The following is a 16,438-nucleotide window of genomic DNA, read 5'->3' as shown; positions in this document are numbered from 1 at the left end:
GCGAGGCTTCCGCAACCGGCCGTCCCAGCGCGGCATTTGGCGCAACATCATGGCTCTAGCTAAACGCATCATCCCCTGCCTGGACGTGACCGCCGGGCGTGTCGTCAAGGGCGTCAATTTCGTCGAACTGCGCGACGCCGGCGACCCCGTCGAAATCGCCCGCCGCTACGACGACCAGGGTGCCGACGAACTGACCTTCCTCGACATCACCGCGACCTCCGACCAGCGCGACCTGATCCTGCCGATCATCGAAGCCGTCGCGTCGCAGGTGTTCATTCCGCTGACCGTCGGCGGCGGCGTGCGCGCCGTCGAGGACGTGCGGCGCCTGCTGAACGCGGGCGCGGACAAGGTCAGCATGAATTCGTCGGCGGTCGCGAATCCGCAGCTCGTGCGCGACGCGGCCGACAAGTACGGCTCGCAATGCATCGTCGTCGCGATCGACGCGAAGCGCGTGTCGGCCGACGGCGAGACGCCGCGCTGGGAAGTGTTCACGCACGGCGGCCGCAAGAACACGGGCCTCGACGCGATCGAATGGGCGCGCAAGATGGCCGAGCTCGGCGCGGGCGAAATCCTGCTCACGAGCATGGACCGCGACGGCACGAAGTCGGGCTTCGACCTCGCGCTCACGCGCGGCGTGTCGGACGCGGTGCCGGTGCCGGTGATCGCGTCGGGCGGCGTGGGTTCGCTGCAGCATCTGGCCGATGGCATCAAGGACGGCCGCGCCGACGCGGTGCTGGCCGCGAGCATCTTCCATTACGGCGAGCACACGGTCGGCGAGGCGAAGCGCTTCATGTCCGACCAGGGCATCCCGGTGAGACTGTGATGAATACCGAAACGAAATCCCTGCCCGCGTGGCTCGACAAGGTCCGCTGGGACGACAACGGCCTCGTGCCGGTGATCGCGCAGGAAGCGTCGACGAACGACGTGCTGATGTTCGCGTGGATGAACCGCGAAGCGCTCGCGAAGACGATCGAGACGCAGCGCGCGGTCTATTATTCGCGTTCGCGCAAGCGCCTGTGGTTCAAGGGCGAGGAGTCGGGCCACGTGCAGCACGTGCACGAGGTGCGACTCGACTGCGACGAGGACGTCGTGCTGCTGAAGGTCGAGCAGGTGTCGGGCATCGCGTGCCACACCGGCCGGCATTCGTGCTTCTTCCAGAAATTCGAAGGTACGGTGGACGGCGGCGACTGGGTCGCGGTCGAGCCGGTGCTGAAAGACCCCGAACACATCTACAAATGACGCAATCGACCGAAGACACGCTGTTGCGCCTCGCGGCCGTGATCGACAGCCGCAAGGGCGGCGATCCCGATCAATCGTACGTATCGCGCCTGTTCCACAAGGGCGACGACGCGGTGCTGAAGAAGATCGGCGAAGAGGCGACGGAAGTCGTGCTGGCCGCGAAAGACGTGCGCCAGGGCGGCGCGCCGAGCGCGCTCGTCGGCGAGGTGGCCGACCTGTGGTTCCACTGCCTCGTGATGCTGTCGCATTTCGACCTGAGCCCGGCCGACGTGATCGCCGAGCTCGAGCGCCGCGAAGGCCTGTCGGGCATCGAGGAAAAAGCGCTGCGCAAGCGCCGCGAGCGCGAGGAAAACGGCGGGTGACGAACCAGCCCCGCCGCGGTGGCAACAGTGCGGTAAGCTGTAAGAATTGTCATCTAACGGGGGTAGCATCATGAACGATACGTCGAACGAGTTTCCGACGCCGGCGGTGCCGGGAGCAGCGGATGCCGAACGCCTGAGCGGGCTGCGCACGCTGACCCACGTGCTGTACGGCCTTTATGCAATTCACTGGCTGACGGGCGGCGTCACGGGCATCATCGCGATCATCATCAACTACGTGAAGCGCGGCGACGTGGCCGGCACGCCGTACGCCGATCACTTCGAGTGGCAGATCCGCACGTTCTGGCGCGCGCTGATCGCTTACGTGATCGGGTTCGCGCTGATGTTCGTCGCGGTCGGATTCGTCGTGATGTTTGTCACATGGATCTGGACGCTGTACCGTATCATCAAGGGTTGGCTGTACCTGAACGACAACAAGACGCTCGATCCGCAGGCCTGGTTCTGACCGGCCGCGCGCGGGCGTTTGCAGGAGCAACATGAGTCACGATCCGAATTGCCTGTTCTGCAAGATCGCGGCGGGCGAGATCCCGAGCACGAAGGTGCACGAGGACGACGAATTCGTCGCGTTCCGCGACATCCGCCCGGCGGCCGACACGCACGTGCTCGTGATTCCGCGCCGGCACCTGCCGACGCTGTCGGCGGCGGGCGAGGCCGATGCGCCGATGCTTGGCCGGCTGATGCTGCTCGTCGCGCGTCTGGCCGACCAGCTCGGCGTCGCGTATACGGGCGGCGAAACCGGTTTCCGCACGGTGATCAACACGGGTCCGGGCGGCGGGCAGGAGGTCTACCACCTGCACGCGCATATCCTGGCCGGCCCGCGCCCGTGGCAGCGGATGGGTTGACGACGCGGGGCGTTTCCCCGCATCCGATAGTCGAAGCCGGCGCGTCGCCGGCGATTTGCGCCGCACCGCGGCGTGGTTGAGGAGAGGTTTCATCATGGGTGGATTGAGCATTTGGCACTGGCTGATCGTGCTGCTGATCGTCGCGCTGGTTTTCGGTACGAAGAAGCTGCGCAACATCGGCAACGACCTCGGCAGCGCCGTGAAGGGTTTCAAGGACGGCATGAAGGAAGGCGAAACGCCGGCCGACGCGCAGCAACTGCCGCGTTCGGGCGCGGTCGACGTCAACGCGAAGGAAACGACGCGTTCCGATTCGAACAAGGCGTAACGCCGGCACGCTGACAGGCATTCGCGATGCTGGATCTCGGTCTTTCGAAGATGGCGCTGATCGGCGTCGTCGCGCTCGTGGTGCTCGGCCCCGAGCGCCTGCCGCGTGTCGCGCGTACGGCAGGCGCGCTGTTCGGCCGCGCGCAGCGGTACATCAACGACGTGAAGGCCGAGGTCTCGCGCGAAATCGAACTCGACGCGCTGCGGACGATGAAGACCGATTTCGAATCGGCCGCGCGCAACGTCGAGACGACGATTCACGACAACCTGCGCGAGCACGAGAAGGAACTGAACGACACGTGGCATTCCGCGGTCGGCGGTCTCAACGAAGGCTCGGTCGATGCCGGCACGTACGGCAGCGACACGCCTGCGGCGCCGTCGTGGCGTAGCGGCAGTTCGGCCGCGCTTGCGCCGAAGCGTCGCAACTGGCGCATCAAGCAGGCGGCGACGCCCGTCTGGTACAAGCGCGCGACGACCCGCCGCACGCACGTGCAGTCGGGCGCCGCGCGTGTCGCGCGCCACCAGCCGGCCAGCCTGCGCCGGCCGACGCGCTTCTTCTGAGCCGAGCGCATGCTCGCTCGTCAATCCTACCGAGGGCCGGTGTGAGCGACCCCCAGCAGAACCCGGGCGACGCCCCGGAAGAAACCTTCATTTCCCATCTCGTCGAGCTTCGCGATCGCATCATCCGCGCGGGGCTGGCCGTGATCGTCGTGTTCGTCGGGCTCGTCTACTGGGCGCCGGACATCTTCAGGCTGCTCGCGCGGCCGTTGATGGAGAACCTGCCGAAAGACGGCAAGATGATCGTCACCGACGTCACCGGCTCGTTCTTCGTGCCGATGAAGGTCACGATGCTCGTCGCGCTCGTGATCGCGCTGCCGGTGGTGCTGTACCAGATCTGGGCGTTCGTCGCGCCGGGGCTGTACCAGCACGAGAAGAAGCTCGTCACGCCGCTCGTCGGCAGCAGCTACGTGCTGTTCCTGTGCGGGATGGCGTTCGCGTACTTCCTCGTGTTCCCGACGATCTTCCGCGTGATGGCGCACTACAACGCGCCGCTCGGCGCCGAGATGACGACCGACATCGACAACTACCTGAGCTTCGTGCTCGGGATGTTCATCGCATTCGGGGTCACGTTCGAGGTGCCGATCGTCGTCGTGCTGCTCGTCCGGATGGGCGTGCTGTCCCTGAAGAAGCTGAAGGAGATGCGGCCGTACGTGATCGTCGGCGCATTCGTGGTCGCGGCGGTCGTCACCCCGCCGGACGTGTTCTCGCAACTGATGCTCGCGCTGCCGCTGATCGTGCTGTTCGAGATCGGGCTCCTGGCCGCGCGGTTCTTCGTGCCGAAGAAGCCGGTGGAAGAGGGCGAGGCGGGGAACGGCGAAGCCGCGGGTTGACGGCACGCGGTGCCGGGCGGCTTTCCGGCCAGGCTGCAGGGGCCCGGTTTGGTCCATCGGCCGGCGCGTGAGAAAACCACCTTCCCGCCAACGACGATCGTCAGACGCAAAGCAAAAGGGCAGCCGACGGCTGCCCTTTTGCATTTCCGCGTCGCGTTGCGTCGCGTCATGACCGGCAGGCGATGTGCCGCCCGCCGCCCCTCATTCGCTATCGCTGTCCTGCTCGTCGAGCGCCTGCTTCGGCGGCGGCGGGCGCTTGCCGATCACGACGTTCACGTCGAACTGCTTGCCCTTGCGTACGACGTGCACCTTGGTCGGCGTGCCCGGCTTGATCTGCGCGACGGTGTTCAGCAGCTTCGTCGTGTCGGTGATTTCGTCGCCGTTCACGCTCACCAGGATGTCGCCCGGCTTGATGCCCGCCTTGTCGGCCGGGCCGCCCTGCAGCACGCCCGCGACGATCGCGCCCGATTTCTGCTGGAGCCCGAACGACTCGGCGATTTCCGGCGTGACGTCCTGCGGCTCGACGCCGATCCAGCCGCGCGTGACCGAGCCCGTCGTGATGATGCTTTCGAGCACCGTGCGGGCGGTCGAGACCGGAATCGCGAAACCGATGCCGAGCGAGCCGCCCGAGCGCGAGTAGATCGCCGTGTTGATGCCGAGCAGGTTGCCGTTCACGTCGACCAGCGCGCCGCCGGAGTTGCCGGGGTTGATCGGCGCGTCGGTCTGGATGAAGTTCTCGAACGTGTTGATGCCGAGGTGGTTGCGGCCGAGCGCGCTGATGATGCCCATCGTGACCGTCTGGCCGACGCCGAACGGGTTGCCGATCGCGAGCACGACGTCGCCGACGCGCGACTGGTCGGAGCGGCCGAGCGTGATCGTCGGCAGGTTCGTCATGTTGATCTTCAGCACCGCGAGATCGGTTTCGGGATCGCTGCCGATCACCTTCGCGGTGCCCGTGCGGCCGTCGGCGAGCGCGACTTCGATCTGGTCGGCGCCGTCCACCACGTGCTGGTTCGTTAGAATGTAACCTTCAGGGCTCACGATGACGCCGGAGCCGAGGTTGGCGGCCGGCTCGTCCTGTTGCTTGCGGGCGTTGCGGTCGCCGAAGAAGTAACGGAACAGCGGATCCTTCGCGCGCGGGTCGGGCGGCAGCGAGCCGTCCTTGCTGGAGAACACGTTGACGACGGCCGGCATCGCCTTCTGCGCGGCTTCGGCATACGACGTGGTCGCCGGTGCGCCGCCGATGCCCGGTGCGACTTCGCGCAGCGCGACGATCGGCGTGGCGAGCTGCTTGCCGAGCTGTCCTTGCCGTTGCAGCCATTGCGGCTTGAGCGTCACGACGATGAACATCAGCGCGAGCAGTACGGTCACCGCCTGCGCGAAGAACAGCCAGAAGCGTCTAAGCATCTGAATGGATTAGAGGTTTATATGGATCGGATCGAACTTGAATTGTACTTGAACAATACCCTTGAAACTGCGCGCTTCAAGGACTATTGCCCGAACGGCCTCCAGGTCGAAGGGCGCCGGAAGATCGAGAAGATCGCCACCGGCGTGACGGCATCGGTCGCGTTCCTCGAAGCCGCGCTCGAATGGGGGGCGGACGCCGTGCTCGTCCATCACGGCTATTTTTGGCGCAACGAGGCGCCGCAGATCACCGGCCGCAAGTACCAGCGCCTGAAGCTGCTGCTCGCGAACGACCTGAACCTGTTCGCGTTTCACCTGCCGCTCGACGCGCATCCCGAGTTCGGCAACAACGCGCAGCTCGGCGAAAAGCTCGGCCTGATCGGCGACCAGCGGTTCGGCGAAGGCGATCTCGGCTGGATGGCGACGCTGCCGATGCCCGTCACGCTCGAGCACTTGGTCGCGAAGGTCGAGCACACGCTCGGCCGCACGCCGCTCGTGCTCGGCGAGCCGGACACGCAGCTGCGCCGCATCGCGTGGTGCACGGGCGCCGCGCAGAGCTATTTCGACGCGGCGATCGACGCCGGCGCCGACGTGTTCCTGACCGGCGAGGTGTCCGAGTCGACCACGCACGCGGCGGCGGAGAGCGGTGTCGCGTTCGTTGCGGCGGGGCACCATGCGACCGAGCGCTACGGAATCCAGGCGCTGGGGCGCCACTTGTCCGAGGAATTCGATCTCGAACACCTTTTTATCGATATTCATAATCCGGTCTGAGCGACGGATTTGCGGCGGTGCATCGAAATTTCTCTATGAAGCATCTGCTTAAAAGAGAAATGATTTAATCGCTCCGATAGTGGGGGATAACCCTTAACTATCAAACACTTCGAAGGGATTTTCATCTCCGGGCCTTGTAAATGGCGACTCCATTCGCGCAAACTAGCGGCGGAATGGAAAGTCGTGACGGAAAATCCAACTCAGAAGTGGGGCGTGTGATGCGAGACAAGGAAGACAAACGCGTCGACAGCGGCCGCCGTACCTGGCTGATTGCGACATCCGTAGCAGGTGGCGTGGGAGGCGTAGCCACCGTCATACCTTTCGCGGCGTCGCTTGCGCCGTCCGCGAAAGCGAAAGCGGCCGGTGCCCCGGTCGAGGTCGACATCAGCGGCCTGAAGCCCGGCGAAATGGTCACCGTGCCGTGGCGCGGCAAACCCGTCTGGATCCTGAATCGCACCGATCCGATGCTGGCCGACGTGGTCAAGGCCGACAAGGAAGTGGCCGATCCGACCACCAAATCCCCGTATTCGATGCCGTTGCCCGCGTACTGCGCCAACGAATATCGGTCGCGGGCCGATCGCAAGAACATTCTCGTCGTGATGGCCGTGTGTACGCACCTCGGCTGCACGCCTAGCCAACGCTTCACGCCGGGTCCGCAGCCGAACCTGCCGGACGACTGGCCGGGCGGTTTCCTGTGCCCGTGCCACGGTTCGACCTACGACCTCGCCGGCCGTGTGTTCAAGAACAAGCCGGCGCCTCAGAATCTCGACATCCCGCCCTACATGTTCACGTCGGCGACGACCCTCGTGATCGGCAAGGACGAGAAAGGAGAAGCGTGATGGCCGCCGACAACAAGGAAGTCTCCACGACAGGTTTCACCGGCTGGATCGACCAGCGCTTCCCGCTCACGTCCACGTGGAAGAAGCACGTATCCGAGTACTACGCGCCGAAGAACTTCAACTTCTGGTACTTCTTCGGCTCCCTCGCGCTGCTGGTGCTCGTCAACCAGATCGTCACGGGCATCTTCCTGACGATGAACTACAAGCCCGACTCGACGCTCGCGTTCGCGTCGGTCGAGTACATCATGCGCGAGGTGCCGTGGGGCTGGCTGATCCGCTACATGCACTCGACCGGTGCATCGATGTTCTTCGTGGTCGTGTACCTGCACATGTTCCGCGGGCTGCTGTACGGGTCGTACCGCAAGCCGCGCGAGCTCGTCTGGATCTTCGGCTGCGCGATCTTCCTGTGCCTGATGGCCGAGGCGTTCTTCGGCTACCTGCTGCCGTGGGGCCAGATGTCGTTCTGGGGCGCGCAGGTGATCGTGAACCTGTTCTCGGCGATCCCGTTCGTCGGCCCGGACCTGTCGCTGTGGATTCGCGGCGACTACGTCGTGTCCGACGTCACGCTGAACCGCTTCTTCGCGTTCCACGTGATCGCGATTCCGCTCGTGCTGGTCGGCCTCGTCGTCGCGCACCTGGTTGCGCTGCACGAAGTCGGGTCGAATAACCCGGACGGCATCGAGATCAAGGCGAAGAAGGACGAGAACGGCATTCCGCTCGACGGCATCCCGTTCCACCCGTACTACTCGGTGCACGATTTCCTCGGCGTGTGCGTGTTCCTGATGGTGTTCGCGCTGATCGTGTTCTTCTCGCCGGAAATGGGCGGCTACTTCCTCGAGGCGAACAACTTCGTCCCGGCGAACCCGCTGCAGACGCCGCCGGAGATCGCGCCAGTCTGGTACTTCACCGCGTTCTACGCGATGCTGCGCGCGACCACCGACCCGTTCAAGATCGTGCTGATGATCGTGATCGCGCTGCTCGGCGTGCTCGCGCTGATCCGCGCGCGCGGCAAGTGGAAGATCGGGCTGCCGGTGCTGGCCGCCGCGATCGTCGTGTTCATGTACCTGACGGAGTCGAAGTTCTGGGGCGTCGTCGTGATGGGTTCGGCGGTGATCTCGCTGTTCTTCCTGCCGTGGCTCGACCGCAGCCCGGTGAAGTCGATCCGCTACCGGCCGCTGTTCCACAAGGTGTTCCTCGGGATCTTCGTCGCGGCGTTCCTGACCCTCGCGTTCCTCGGCACGCGGCCACCGTCGCCGGCGGCGACGCTGATCGCGCAGGCCTGCGCGTTGATCTACTTCGCGTTCTTCCTCGGCATGCCCGTCTGGACGCCGCTTGGCACGTTCAAGCAGCCGCCGGAACGGGTGCGCTTCAAGCCCCATTAACGTGAGCGAGGAGAGAACGACATGAAGAAACTGCTTTCGACACTCGCGCTGATCGGGGCGACCGCCTGCGCGCTGCTGGCGGCGCCGGCCGTGCGGGCGGAAGGTAATTTTCCGCTCGACCGGGCGCCCGATAACACGGAAAATCTCGTTTCGCTTCAGCACGGCGCGCAATTGTTTGTAAACTATTGCCTGAACTGCCACAGCGCGAACCTGATGCGCTACAACCGTCTGACGGATCTGGGCATATCCCAGAAGGAGATCGAAACGAATCTCCTGTTCACGACCGACAAGGTCGGGAACACGATGTCCGTTGCGATGCGGCCCGACGACGCGAAGAACTGGCTCGGCACCACGCCGCCCGACCTGTCGGTCGAGGAGCGTGCGCGCGGCCGCGACTGGCTGTACACGTATCTGCGCAGTTTCTACCGCGACGATACGCGGCCGACCGGCTGGAACAACGCGGTGTTCGAGAACGTCGGCATGCCCCATGTGTTGTGGCAGCTGCAGGGGCAGCGCGCAGCCAAATTCGAAGACAAGACGGACGAGGAGACGGGCGAGAAGGCCCACGTGCTCGTCGGCTTCCAGCAGGTCACGCCGGGCACGCTGTCGTCGCCCGACTACGATGCTGCGGTGGCCGACCTGGTGGCCTATATGACATGGATGTCCGAGCCGGCCCAGCAGACCCGCAAGCGCCTCGGCGTGTGGGTGCTGATCTTTCTCGGTGTCCTGACTTTCCTGGCCTGGCGGCTGAATGCCGCGTACTGGAAAGATATCAAGTAAACACGCCTGACCGGCGTGGGGCCGGCGCAAGGCGGAACCCGTGAAAGGGGTTGCGCCGCGTGCCGGCCCTCGGCTTTTTTGAGGAAACGCAAATATGATGGTTCTGTATTCCGGCACAACTTGCCCGTTCTCCCAGCGTTGCCGGCTGGTGCTGTTCGAGAAGGGCATGGACTTCGAAATCCGCGACGTCGACCTGTTCAACAAGCCGGAAGACATTTCGGTGATGAACCCGTACGGTCAGGTGCCGATCCTGGTCGAGCGCGACCTGATCCTGTACGAATCGAACATCATCAACGAGTACATCGACGAGCGCTTCCCGCATCCGCAACTGATGCCGGCCGACCCGGTGCAGCGCGCCCGTGCGCGCCTGTTCCTGCTGAACTTCGAGAAGGAACTGTTCGTCCACGTCAGCACGCTCGAGAACGAGAAGGGCAAGGCGGCGGAGAAGAATCACGAGAAGGCGCGCCTCGCGATCCGCGATCGCCTGACGCAGCTCGCGCCGATCTTCGTGAAGAACAAGTACATGCTCGGCGAAGAGTTCTCGATGCTCGACGTCGCGATCGCACCGCTGCTGTGGCGCCTGGATCACTACGGCATCGAGCTGTCGAAGAACGCCGCGCCGCTGATGAAGTATGCCGAACGGATCTTCAGCCGTCCGGCCTACATCGAAGCACTGACGCCGTCCGAAAAGGTCATGCGTCGTTAATGTTGCAATGAAGGCATGACGGAGCGGGTGGCGCGGCGTGCCGCGCGCCCGCTCCGGGTTCGAGGATTGTGATGCAAGAGATTTCAACGAAGCCTTATCTGCTGCGCGCGTTGTACGAGTGGTGCACCGATAACGGTTACACGCCGCATATCGCGGTGAGGGTCGACAACTCGACGCGCGTGCCGCGTCAGTTCGTGCGTGACGGCGAGATCGTGCTCAACATCAGCTTCGAGGCGACGAGCCAGTTGCAGATGGGCAACGAGTGGATCGAGTTCACGGCCCGGTTCTCCGGGAAGGCGCACAAGATCGAGATTCCGGTTGCCAACGTGCTCGCGATCTATGCGCGCGAGAACGGGCAGGGCATGGCGTTCCAGGTCGATGCGGTCGCGGGCGAAGGCGAGGATTCGGGCGCGTTCGACGATGACGCCGTGCCGGCCGATGACGCGCAGCGTGACGAGTCCGTATCGCCGTTGGCGCCCGTCGCCGACAGCGGCGCGAACGAGGAACCGTCCGAAGGTGCCGACGAACCGCCGAAAACCGACGGCGACGGCTCGAAAGGCGGCAGCAGACCTCGCCTCAAGATCGTGAAATGAGGTAGAATCTCGCGCTACGCCGGCTTAGCTCATCTGGTAGAGCAGTTGATTTGTAATCATCAGGTGGCGGGTTCGAGTCCTGCAGCCGGCACCAAATCCGAAAAGGGGTTACGGAGTTTTCCGTAACCCCTTTTTCGTTCATGGGGTTGCGCGCCGCGATGCCGCGAGCGCCGTCGTTACCCGCTTTTTCTTGTCACGCCCGCGTCACGCCGCATCTCTAATGTTGCACGTTCCCGCCGCGGCGGCATTGTCGCGATCGGGGTGTGCGTGACCGCATCCGACGCCGTGCCCGCGTCGTGCAGGATCACCCGGAATCTCGCTTCCGCAAACACATCGGCTTCCGCCTCCCATCCATTCCATTCGAAAACGCGATCGACGCCGATCGAACTGCATCGCGGACGATCAGGAGACATGGACCATGTTGAGTCCGCATGAATTCTCTATGCTGCTGCGCATTGCGCGCGCGCCCGACAGTGTCGACCTCGCGAACCCGGCCTTTGCCGTGCTCGTCGAAAAGCGGCTGGTCGACGACACGCAGGTACGCGTGAACGAAATAGCGGCGCGTCCGGCGCTGACGCCGATCGGCCAGATGCTGCTTGCCCGCTTCGACGAGGCGGCCTGACGGAAAACGGAAAAGGGGAAGAAGGAGAGGAGACGGCTGAAACTGCGCGTCACGCCTTCGCCGCAGCGAAAAGCGTGACGCATTGAACGCGCGCCAGGCTGCTTACTGCGCGACCGGCACCGTCACGTCGCTGCCGAACCAGTGCGTCGAGATCTTCTTCAGCGTGCCGTCCTTGCGCAGCGACTCGAGCGCGTCGTTGATCGCCTTCTCGAACTTCGGGTTGCCCTTGCGGAACGGGATCGCCATTTCCTGCTTGCCGCCGTTCAGCACCGCCCCCGCGCGCAGCGGCAGGTTCGACGTCTTGATCATGTACGGCAGCATCAGGCGGTCGTCGAGCGTCGCCTCGATGCGGCCCGCGGCGAGGTCGCGCAGCTTCTCCGGCGCGCCCGGATAGGTCTGCACCTCGATGCCGGGCACGGTGCGCGCCATCTGGTCGTAGTTGGTGCCGAGCGTCACGCCGAGCTTCTTGCCCTTGAAATCGTCGAGCGACTTGAAGTTGCGCGTGTCGTCCTTGCGCTGGATCAGTTGCGCGGCCGAGTACGTGTACGGCTCGCTGAAGTCGAGCGCTTCCTTGCGCTGCGGCGTGATCGTGACCTGGTTGACGATCACGTCGAACTTGCCGGCCTGCAGCCCGGCGATGATGCCGCTCCATTCGGTCGGGATGAACTGCGTCTTCACGCCGAGCTTGCCGGCGACCGCGTTCGCGACGTCGACGTCGAAGCCCTCGAGCTGGCCGGACGTGCCGCGCGAGTTGAACGGCGGATACGTGCCTTCGAGGCCGACGCGCAGCACGCCGGCTTTCTTCACGGAATCGAGCAGGTCGTCCGCGTGCGCGGCGACGGCCGTGAAGCCGAGGGCCGACGCGAGCAGCAGGCCCGACAGCAGGAACTTCGAACGTTTCATCGCAGATCTCCAGTGTTCAGTAGGGTGTTGTGGTGAGCGCCGGGCACCGGGCGCTGGCCGCCCCGGTGGGCCGGAATACGGGCACGTAGACACTACTCGCAACCGCGCCGCGCCGGAAGTCGAATTGGCCCTGATTGCAATCGATTTCAGCGGAAACCGGTGACGCGTTCGCGCTTGCCGAATAAGCTGACGAAAGCCGTCCGCCGGAGGACGCCGAGATCATCGGGCCCGGACCGACGTGCACCGGCAGGCGGGCGCGCGAGGAATTGGCATAATCACGGCCTGCCGCGGATGGCTCGCGGCCGATGCAACGCAATCAATCCGGATACCACCGCAATACCCATGTCGCTCGATTCCACGACCGCAGTGTCGCTGCACCATATTCTCGAACGTCCCGGCGATTTCTCCGGGTGGCTTTACCTGCCGCCGATGCCGTGGACGCTCGACACCGAGGGGGCGTTTTTTGAAGATGCCGATGACGCGGAAGCCGACGTCGCGGCTGTCATTGCAGCGCAGCCCGGCTGGAAAGTCACGCTGGACAGCGCGACGATCGAAGACATCGTGATCAATGCGCACGATCAGGTCGACGAACCGAGCGTCGCACAATTGCTCGATGCGTTTGTCTTCTACGTCGAGAACGACGCATTCATCTTGTTGTGACGACACGCTGTCGAATGCGAACGACGACAGTGATCGAGGAAACAACCATCGGCAACCGTTCGCACGTGACGGAAGCGTCGTGCGACGACGCCGCGCAGGCGATCGCGGCCGTCGAACGACTGAACGGTCGCGATCGCTCGACCGTCGCCTCGACGCGAGCGACGCAACGGTGACGACGATCGGCGGCGCCGATCCGCGGTTATGCTGGCAACCCGGCTGACTCGCCGCACGACAGGAAGAAATGAACATGGCTGACGATCCGGCAACGTTGCGCGCGCAACAGGAAGCCATTTGCGCCCGTTACGGGCTGCACGCCGTCGAACCGGAAGAGATGGTTGCCGTCGCGATGTCGACGCTCGGGCGCATGCCTGTCTACGGCACGCGCATCGCACTGTCCGAAGGCGACAACGTCGGCTGGTTCTTCCATTGCGGCGAATATTCCGACGCCGCCGACTTCTATCAGCCGTTGCACGCCGCGCACCTGTCGACCTACTTGCCCTCGGTTCTGCCCTATCTGCGATTGCCGGCCGGCGCACGCTTCATCATCGACGATGCCGGCTACGAAGACGTCTGGATGGCGTGACGTATCGACGCGCCGTCGATCATCTTCAGTTCTCCAGACAAAGTCGTCAGAAGCGAAAAAGGACCGCCACGCGGTCCTTTTTCGATGAAGCGGCGTTCGAAAAACGCGCGCCTTTACGGCAACGAAATCGTCAAATTAGCCGACTCCGGGCCCACCTTGATCACCTGCGAATACGGCGCCAACGCCTGCAGTGTCTTGTCCTTCAGGTACGTGTTGAGCCCGAGATACCCGAGCAGCGCGACGAGCGCGAACACGGTCCCGATCGCCCAGACCGGCACCTCGCGCTTCAACCGGTGCGCGATCTGATCCGGCAGCGGCCAATGCGGCGCAAACGCAGCCCGCTTGCCTTTCATGTGTGCGATCTCGTCGCCGAGCCGCGCGGTGAGATAAGCGAGCTTCTCCGGCCCTTCGAGCAGATACTTGCCCTGGAACCCGAGCAGCAGGCACATATGGAACACCTCGAGCGACTGCAGCCGCGCCGCACCCTGCGCACGGCCTTCCTCAAGATACTGGAAGAACTTCTCGCCCGCGAGCTGCTCGCCGAACAGCACGAGCTGCAGCGGCCGGCGTTCCCAGTCGGTCCGGATCTTGAACTGCGACGACAGCACCATTTCGTCGATGGCCGCGCAGAACGCGAACTTCGCGCCGTACACGTCCTCGGCGGCGATATTCAGCTTCTTCGCGCCGCGCTCGAAATCCGACAGGAACTCCTGGATCCGCGTGCTGAACTCGCTCGCGCTATCCGGCTCCCGCCCGTTCTTGAGCAGGAACAGCATGAAGAACCCGTCGTACAGCAGATCGAGCAGCGAACGGGCCTGGAACGCGGAGTCCGTCGACGCCGGGCTGTGCAGGGGCGGCGGCACGTTGTCGCCGAACAGGGAAGGCGCGTAGCTCATGATGTGACCGCGATCAGTTCGAATTTCAGGTCATTGATGCCAGTCGGCGCGTAGATCATCGCGGACTGGGCCTGCAGCATGCGCTCGTACAGCGGGCTGCGCGAATCGAGCGCGAAGTAGCACGCGCCGGGGCGCACCGGAATCGCGGGCGGCACCTGCGGCGTGTACGACAGCCGCACGCCGGGCATCGCCGACAACACGAGCTTGTCGACGTCGTCGGGCGCGCCGACCTTGAAGCGGGCCGGCACCGCATCGACGAGCTCGACGCTCGGCATGTCCGCGGACACCGCGAGGTAGAACTCGGTCTTGTCGTCGATCTTGCCGGAATCGAGGCGGCCGAGGTGGAACGACGGGCGCACCTCGTCGAGCGTGATCGCGAAGTAGCGCGTCGAGATCACGGTATCGAGCAGTTCGCGCAGCATCAGGTCGAGGCGCGCGAAGCTCGGGCCCGGATCGTCGTGGCGGTACACGGGCAGGTCGGCGAGCGTATAGCCCTTCGAGAACGTCATCAACTGGCCCGCGAGGCGCAGCAGTTCCTGGAACAGCCGCTCCGGATGCAGCGCCGCGTGCTGGTGCAGGTGCGCGAGCGTCGCGAACGCGGCGTTCGCGGTGTGCAGCAGCCAGAACGACGCGATGTCGCCCGAGCGGAATTCGATGATGTTCTTCGACGGCTCGCGGTGGAAGCCGTACAGCGCGTTCACCTTCGCCTGCAGCGCGTCGACCAACTGGCGCAGCCGCTGGTGCAGGATCGGCGACGCGTCGATCGCGAGGCACGGCGGCACGAAGTTGTCGTCGATCTCGAAGCCGGACGTCGCGGTGCGGCGCACGCGCACGAGCGGCACCGACAGCAACTGGTCGCGCGGCTCGCTGTGCGCGATCAGCTTGACCTGCGTTTTCAGGAACGTGATGTCGGCTTCGGCGGCGTCGGTGAAGTTGTCGGCGACGCTCGTCTGCTCGCTGACGAACCGCGTCATGAAGCCGGCGGCCGGATCGTCGCTGTAGTTGGTGCCGTTTTCGCGCAGCGGGTGCAGCGCGAGATAGAACACGAATTCGTTGATGCCGTCGGGCAACGTGTCCAGCGCGATCGGCGGCGGCAGGTCGTCGGCCTGCGGCGCCGCATACAGCGCGCCGTCCGGGAACACGAGCGCGAGCTCGGCGACCCGCAGCACGTTGCTGCCGAGCGCGTCGCGATCGATGCGCACCGAGCGCACGCCCCAGTTGTACGGCTGGATCGCCTGGATGGACTCGAACAGGCGCGCCTCGTGGTACGCGTCCTGCCGTTGAAAGTGTTGAGGCCGGAGGAACAGCCCTTCCCCCCACAGCACCTTGGCCGAATAACTCATGTCAAATCCGGTTAATGTGGCGTTGCGATGTAATCGATTTGTTCGTGCCCGAATTAAATCGCCAAGTGTTAACTCTTGTTAATTGACATCCGTGCGTCATGTTTAACCGCAAGAGACCGAAGAAAGCAAATTCAGCGGTTGCGAAGGCGCACCCTGTTGCGGTGCGATGACCGTGCCGTCGGTGACCGTCATCGCGCAATTATGCAGGCCGATGATTATGCCGGATTTCTCCGACTTCACCGGATCGAACGTCAGTTTCCATCGTTGCAGCGCGGGATCGCGGAACAGCGCGACAATGCCGAAGGCCTGCGCTTCGCGCGACACTTTCTCGGTTGCCGTATAGCGCTGGCCAGGAATCAGCGTGATTTCGCGCACATTCAGCAAATCGGCGCCGAGTGCGGCTTTTTCCTTGGTCGGATCGGTAAATGCATCGAATGGCGCTTGCTGGAACGAAGTCGGGTCCTTCAGCGCATAAAGCCGGACGACGAGCGCGAGCGGCTTGTGGTCGGTCGCGGCATTCAGGTTCGGCGCGGCGGCCAGCGTGAGCCCGATGTTGCGCGGCGGCTTCTGCGCGTCGGGCACCTCGGGCTTGCCGATGCCGGCCGCGGACATCACGGCGCTGGCGGCCGAGCCGAGCAGCGGGGCGGCCGCGCATCCGGCCAGAAGGGCGCACGCAAGCAGCGGCAGCGCGTAGCGAATCATGGACGATCTCATCGTTTTTCCGGCGTGCCGCCTTTATCCCTGTCAAAACTGCCGGGTATTACCACGTTCGCTGCGGAT

General features: G+C 64.4%; 24 protein-coding genes and 1 tRNA gene. 19 read left to right on the top strand and 6 right to left on the bottom strand.

All coding sequences use genetic code 11. The features are described 5' to 3' along the window. The first annotated feature begins 49 nt into the window (after nucleotides 1-49). The 8 genes from hisF to tatC all read left to right on the top strand — a co-directional run bounded on the left by hisF (nucleotide 50) and on the right by tatC (nucleotide 4,176). Nucleotides 50-823: an imidazole glycerol phosphate synthase subunit HisF gene (gene hisF / locus HWX14_RS34625; protein ID WP_006751800.1), complete on the top strand. Its 774-nt coding sequence runs from the start codon at nucleotides 50-52 to the stop codon at nucleotides 821-823. After that, complete coding sequence (gene hisI / locus HWX14_RS34620) at nucleotides 823-1,239, top strand: phosphoribosyl-AMP cyclohydrolase (RefSeq protein WP_011546604.1); 417 nt, start codon at nucleotides 823-825, stop codon at nucleotides 1,237-1,239. Before hisF ends, hisI begins: the two co-directional genes overlap by 1 nt. Next, nucleotides 1,236-1,601, top strand: a complete 366-nt coding sequence (locus HWX14_RS34615; RefSeq protein WP_011546603.1) for a phosphoribosyl-ATP diphosphatase — start codon at nucleotides 1,236-1,238, stop codon at nucleotides 1,599-1,601. The genes hisI and HWX14_RS34615 overlap by 4 nt, the downstream gene beginning before the upstream one ends. Before the next feature lie 70 nt (nucleotides 1,602-1,671). Continuing rightward, complete coding sequence (locus HWX14_RS34610; protein ID WP_175886583.1) at nucleotides 1,672-2,064, top strand: hypothetical protein; 393 nt, start codon at nucleotides 1,672-1,674, stop codon at nucleotides 2,062-2,064. Nucleotides 2,065-2,095: 31 nt separating this feature from the next. Next, nucleotides 2,096-2,461 (top strand): histidine triad nucleotide-binding protein, encoded by a 366-nt coding sequence (locus HWX14_RS34605; RefSeq protein WP_027783360.1) that lies wholly within the window; start codon nucleotides 2,096-2,098, stop codon nucleotides 2,459-2,461. A gap of 94 nt (nucleotides 2,462-2,555) precedes the next feature. After that, complete coding sequence (gene tatA, locus HWX14_RS34600; RefSeq protein WP_006477115.1) at nucleotides 2,556-2,786, top strand: Sec-independent protein translocase subunit TatA; 231 nt, start codon at nucleotides 2,556-2,558, stop codon at nucleotides 2,784-2,786. A 26-nt stretch (nucleotides 2,787-2,812) separates the two neighbouring features. Beyond that, nucleotides 2,813-3,346: a Sec-independent protein translocase protein TatB gene (tatB, locus tag HWX14_RS34595; protein WP_175886582.1), complete on the top strand. Its 534-nt coding sequence runs from the start codon at nucleotides 2,813-2,815 to the stop codon at nucleotides 3,344-3,346. A gap of 41 nt (nucleotides 3,347-3,387) precedes the next feature. After that, nucleotides 3,388-4,176: a twin-arginine translocase subunit TatC gene (gene tatC, locus HWX14_RS34590; RefSeq protein WP_175886581.1), complete on the top strand. Its 789-nt coding sequence runs from the start codon at nucleotides 3,388-3,390 to the stop codon at nucleotides 4,174-4,176. A gap of 201 nt (nucleotides 4,177-4,377) precedes the next feature. Here the strand turns inward: tatC and HWX14_RS34585 are convergent, their stop codons facing one another. Beyond that, a complete protein-coding gene (locus tag HWX14_RS34585; protein WP_175886580.1) occupies nucleotides 4,378-5,583 on the bottom strand; it encodes a Do family serine endopeptidase in 1,206 nt (401 codons plus the stop codon). Nucleotides 5,584-5,604: 21 nt separating this feature from the next. On the opposite strand from HWX14_RS34585, the gene HWX14_RS34580 reads away from it, so the two are divergent. The 7 genes from HWX14_RS34580 to HWX14_RS34550 all read left to right on the top strand — a co-directional run bounded on the left by HWX14_RS34580 (nucleotide 5,605) and on the right by HWX14_RS34550 (nucleotide 10,745). Further along, nucleotides 5,605-6,351, top strand: a complete 747-nt coding sequence (locus HWX14_RS34580; RefSeq protein ID WP_175886579.1) for a Nif3-like dinuclear metal center hexameric protein — start codon at nucleotides 5,605-5,607, stop codon at nucleotides 6,349-6,351. Nucleotides 6,352-6,569: 218 nt separating this feature from the next. Next, a complete protein-coding gene (gene petA, locus HWX14_RS34575; RefSeq protein WP_175886578.1) occupies nucleotides 6,570-7,190 on the top strand; it encodes a ubiquinol-cytochrome c reductase iron-sulfur subunit in 621 nt (206 codons plus the stop codon). After that, the gene (locus tag HWX14_RS34570) at nucleotides 7,190-8,572 is read left to right on the top strand and encodes a cytochrome bc complex cytochrome b subunit (RefSeq protein ID WP_175886577.1); all 1,383 of its coding nucleotides are present in this window, start codon (nucleotides 7,190-7,192) and stop codon (nucleotides 8,570-8,572) included. The genes petA and HWX14_RS34570 overlap by 1 nt, the downstream gene beginning before the upstream one ends. Nucleotides 8,573-8,593: 21 nt before the next feature. After that, complete coding sequence (locus HWX14_RS34565) at nucleotides 8,594-9,352, top strand: cytochrome c1 (protein ID WP_175886576.1); 759 nt, start codon at nucleotides 8,594-8,596, stop codon at nucleotides 9,350-9,352. Nucleotides 9,353-9,446: 94 nt separating this feature from the next. Next, nucleotides 9,447-10,058: a glutathione S-transferase N-terminal domain-containing protein gene (locus tag HWX14_RS34560; RefSeq protein WP_006400565.1), complete on the top strand. Its 612-nt coding sequence runs from the start codon at nucleotides 9,447-9,449 to the stop codon at nucleotides 10,056-10,058. Nucleotides 10,059-10,129: 71 nt separating this feature from the next. Next, nucleotides 10,130-10,651: a ClpXP protease specificity-enhancing factor gene (locus HWX14_RS34555; RefSeq protein ID WP_027809263.1), complete on the top strand. Its 522-nt coding sequence runs from the start codon at nucleotides 10,130-10,132 to the stop codon at nucleotides 10,649-10,651. A gap of 18 nt (nucleotides 10,652-10,669) precedes the next feature. Beyond that, nucleotides 10,670-10,745 (top strand) — tRNA-Thr (locus tag HWX14_RS34550). Between the two features lie 82 nt (nucleotides 10,746-10,827). Here the strand turns inward: HWX14_RS34550 and HWX14_RS34545 are convergent. Beyond that, nucleotides 10,828-11,064: a hypothetical protein gene (locus tag HWX14_RS34545; RefSeq protein WP_175886575.1), complete on the bottom strand. Its 237-nt coding sequence runs from the start codon at nucleotides 11,062-11,064 to the stop codon at nucleotides 10,828-10,830. A gap of 5 nt (nucleotides 11,065-11,069) precedes the next feature. Here HWX14_RS34545 and HWX14_RS34540 point away from each other — a divergent pair, with 5 nt between their 5' ends. Then, entirely contained in the window at nucleotides 11,070-11,273 is a 204-nt protein-coding gene (locus HWX14_RS34540) for a hypothetical protein (RefSeq protein ID WP_089466519.1), read from the top strand. A gap of 102 nt (nucleotides 11,274-11,375) precedes the next feature. On the opposite strand, the gene HWX14_RS34535 is transcribed toward HWX14_RS34540, so the two are convergent. Further along, nucleotides 11,376-12,176 (bottom strand): transporter substrate-binding domain-containing protein, encoded by an 801-nt coding sequence (locus HWX14_RS34535; RefSeq protein ID WP_011546588.1) that lies wholly within the window; start codon nucleotides 12,174-12,176, stop codon nucleotides 11,376-11,378. A 342-nt stretch (nucleotides 12,177-12,518) separates the two neighbouring features. Here HWX14_RS34535 and HWX14_RS34530 point away from each other — a divergent pair, with 342 nt between their 5' ends. The 3 genes from HWX14_RS34530 (at nucleotide 12,519) to HWX14_RS34520 (ending at nucleotide 13,419) form a co-directional block, all read left to right on the top strand. Beyond that, entirely contained in the window at nucleotides 12,519-12,836 is a 318-nt protein-coding gene (locus HWX14_RS34530; protein ID WP_175886574.1) for a hypothetical protein, read from the top strand. Nucleotides 12,837-12,850: 14 nt separating this feature from the next. Continuing rightward, nucleotides 12,851-13,009 (top strand): hypothetical protein, encoded by a 159-nt coding sequence (locus tag HWX14_RS34525; protein WP_175886573.1) that lies wholly within the window; start codon nucleotides 12,851-12,853, stop codon nucleotides 13,007-13,009. Between the two features lie 74 nt (nucleotides 13,010-13,083). Further along, nucleotides 13,084-13,419: a hypothetical protein gene (locus tag HWX14_RS34520; protein ID WP_175886572.1), complete on the top strand. Its 336-nt coding sequence runs from the start codon at nucleotides 13,084-13,086 to the stop codon at nucleotides 13,417-13,419. A 113-nt stretch (nucleotides 13,420-13,532) separates the two neighbouring features. Here the strand turns inward: HWX14_RS34520 and icmH are convergent, their stop codons facing one another. From icmH to tssJ, 3 genes are all read right to left on the bottom strand, one after another. Then, on the bottom strand, nucleotides 13,533-14,315 hold the full coding sequence (gene icmH / locus HWX14_RS34515; RefSeq protein WP_175886571.1) for a type IVB secretion system protein IcmH/DotU: 783 nt from the start codon (nucleotides 14,313-14,315) through the stop codon (nucleotides 13,533-13,535). After that, entirely contained in the window at nucleotides 14,312-15,658 is a 1,347-nt protein-coding gene (gene tssK, locus HWX14_RS34510) for a type VI secretion system baseplate subunit TssK (protein WP_175886570.1), read from the bottom strand. The genes icmH and tssK overlap by 4 nt, the downstream gene beginning before the upstream one ends. A gap of 102 nt (nucleotides 15,659-15,760) precedes the next feature. Then, on the bottom strand, nucleotides 15,761-16,372 hold the full coding sequence (gene tssJ, locus HWX14_RS34505; RefSeq protein WP_175823991.1) for a type VI secretion system lipoprotein TssJ: 612 nt from the start codon (nucleotides 16,370-16,372) through the stop codon (nucleotides 15,761-15,763). Nucleotides 16,373-16,438: the final 66 nt, after the last annotated feature.

It is taken from the genome of Burkholderia sp. BCC0044, assembly GCF_902832955.1.
Lineage (GTDB): Bacteria > Pseudomonadota > Gammaproteobacteria > Burkholderiales > Burkholderiaceae > Burkholderia.
Note: the sequence above shows the minus strand (reverse complement) of the source record. Positions and strands in the feature narration are given on the sequence as shown.

Excerpts from the sequence above, each read along its gene's own strand:
- hisF (WP_006751800.1), top strand. The coding sequence starts at position 50 with ATGGCTCTAGCTAAACGCATCATCCCCTGCCTGGACGTGACCGCCGGG.
- hisI (WP_011546604.1), top strand. The coding sequence starts at position 823 with ATGAATACCGAAACGAAATCCCTGCCCGCGTGGCTCGACAAGGTCCGC.
- HWX14_RS34615 (WP_011546603.1), top strand. The coding sequence starts at position 1,236 with ATGACGCAATCGACCGAAGACACGCTGTTGCGCCTCGCGGCCGTGATC.
- HWX14_RS34610 (WP_175886583.1), top strand. The coding sequence starts at position 1,672 with ATGAACGATACGTCGAACGAGTTTCCGACGCCGGCGGTGCCGGGAGCA.
- HWX14_RS34605 (WP_027783360.1), top strand. The coding sequence starts at position 2,096 with ATGAGTCACGATCCGAATTGCCTGTTCTGCAAGATCGCGGCGGGCGAG.
- tatA (WP_006477115.1), top strand. The coding sequence starts at position 2,556 with ATGGGTGGATTGAGCATTTGGCACTGGCTGATCGTGCTGCTGATCGTC.
- tatB (WP_175886582.1), top strand. The coding sequence starts at position 2,813 with ATGCTGGATCTCGGTCTTTCGAAGATGGCGCTGATCGGCGTCGTCGCG.
- HWX14_RS34585 (WP_175886580.1), bottom strand. The coding sequence starts at position 5,583 with ATGCTTAGACGCTTCTGGCTGTTCTTCGCGCAGGCGGTGACCGTACTG.
- HWX14_RS34580 (WP_175886579.1), top strand. The coding sequence starts at position 5,605 with ATGGATCGGATCGAACTTGAATTGTACTTGAACAATACCCTTGAAACT.
- petA (WP_175886578.1), top strand. The coding sequence starts at position 6,570 with ATGCGAGACAAGGAAGACAAACGCGTCGACAGCGGCCGCCGTACCTGG.
- HWX14_RS34570 (WP_175886577.1), top strand. The coding sequence starts at position 7,190 with ATGGCCGCCGACAACAAGGAAGTCTCCACGACAGGTTTCACCGGCTGG.
- HWX14_RS34565 (WP_175886576.1), top strand. The coding sequence starts at position 8,594 with ATGAAGAAACTGCTTTCGACACTCGCGCTGATCGGGGCGACCGCCTGC.
- HWX14_RS34560 (WP_006400565.1), top strand. The coding sequence starts at position 9,447 with ATGATGGTTCTGTATTCCGGCACAACTTGCCCGTTCTCCCAGCGTTGC.
- HWX14_RS34555 (WP_027809263.1), top strand. The coding sequence starts at position 10,130 with ATGCAAGAGATTTCAACGAAGCCTTATCTGCTGCGCGCGTTGTACGAG.
- HWX14_RS34545 (WP_175886575.1), bottom strand. The coding sequence starts at position 11,064 with ATGTCTCCTGATCGTCCGCGATGCAGTTCGATCGGCGTCGATCGCGTT.
- HWX14_RS34540 (WP_089466519.1), top strand. The coding sequence starts at position 11,070 with ATGTTGAGTCCGCATGAATTCTCTATGCTGCTGCGCATTGCGCGCGCG.
- HWX14_RS34535 (WP_011546588.1), bottom strand. The coding sequence starts at position 12,176 with ATGAAACGTTCGAAGTTCCTGCTGTCGGGCCTGCTGCTCGCGTCGGCC.
- HWX14_RS34530 (WP_175886574.1), top strand. The coding sequence starts at position 12,519 with ATGTCGCTCGATTCCACGACCGCAGTGTCGCTGCACCATATTCTCGAA.
- HWX14_RS34525 (WP_175886573.1), top strand. The coding sequence starts at position 12,851 with ATGCGAACGACGACAGTGATCGAGGAAACAACCATCGGCAACCGTTCG.
- HWX14_RS34520 (WP_175886572.1), top strand. The coding sequence starts at position 13,084 with ATGGCTGACGATCCGGCAACGTTGCGCGCGCAACAGGAAGCCATTTGC.
- icmH (WP_175886571.1), bottom strand. The coding sequence starts at position 14,315 with ATGAGCTACGCGCCTTCCCTGTTCGGCGACAACGTGCCGCCGCCCCTG.
- tssK (WP_175886570.1), bottom strand. The coding sequence starts at position 15,658 with ATGAGTTATTCGGCCAAGGTGCTGTGGGGGGAAGGGCTGTTCCTCCGG.
- tssJ (WP_175823991.1), bottom strand. The coding sequence starts at position 16,372 with ATGAGATCGTCCATGATTCGCTACGCGCTGCCGCTGCTTGCGTGCGCC.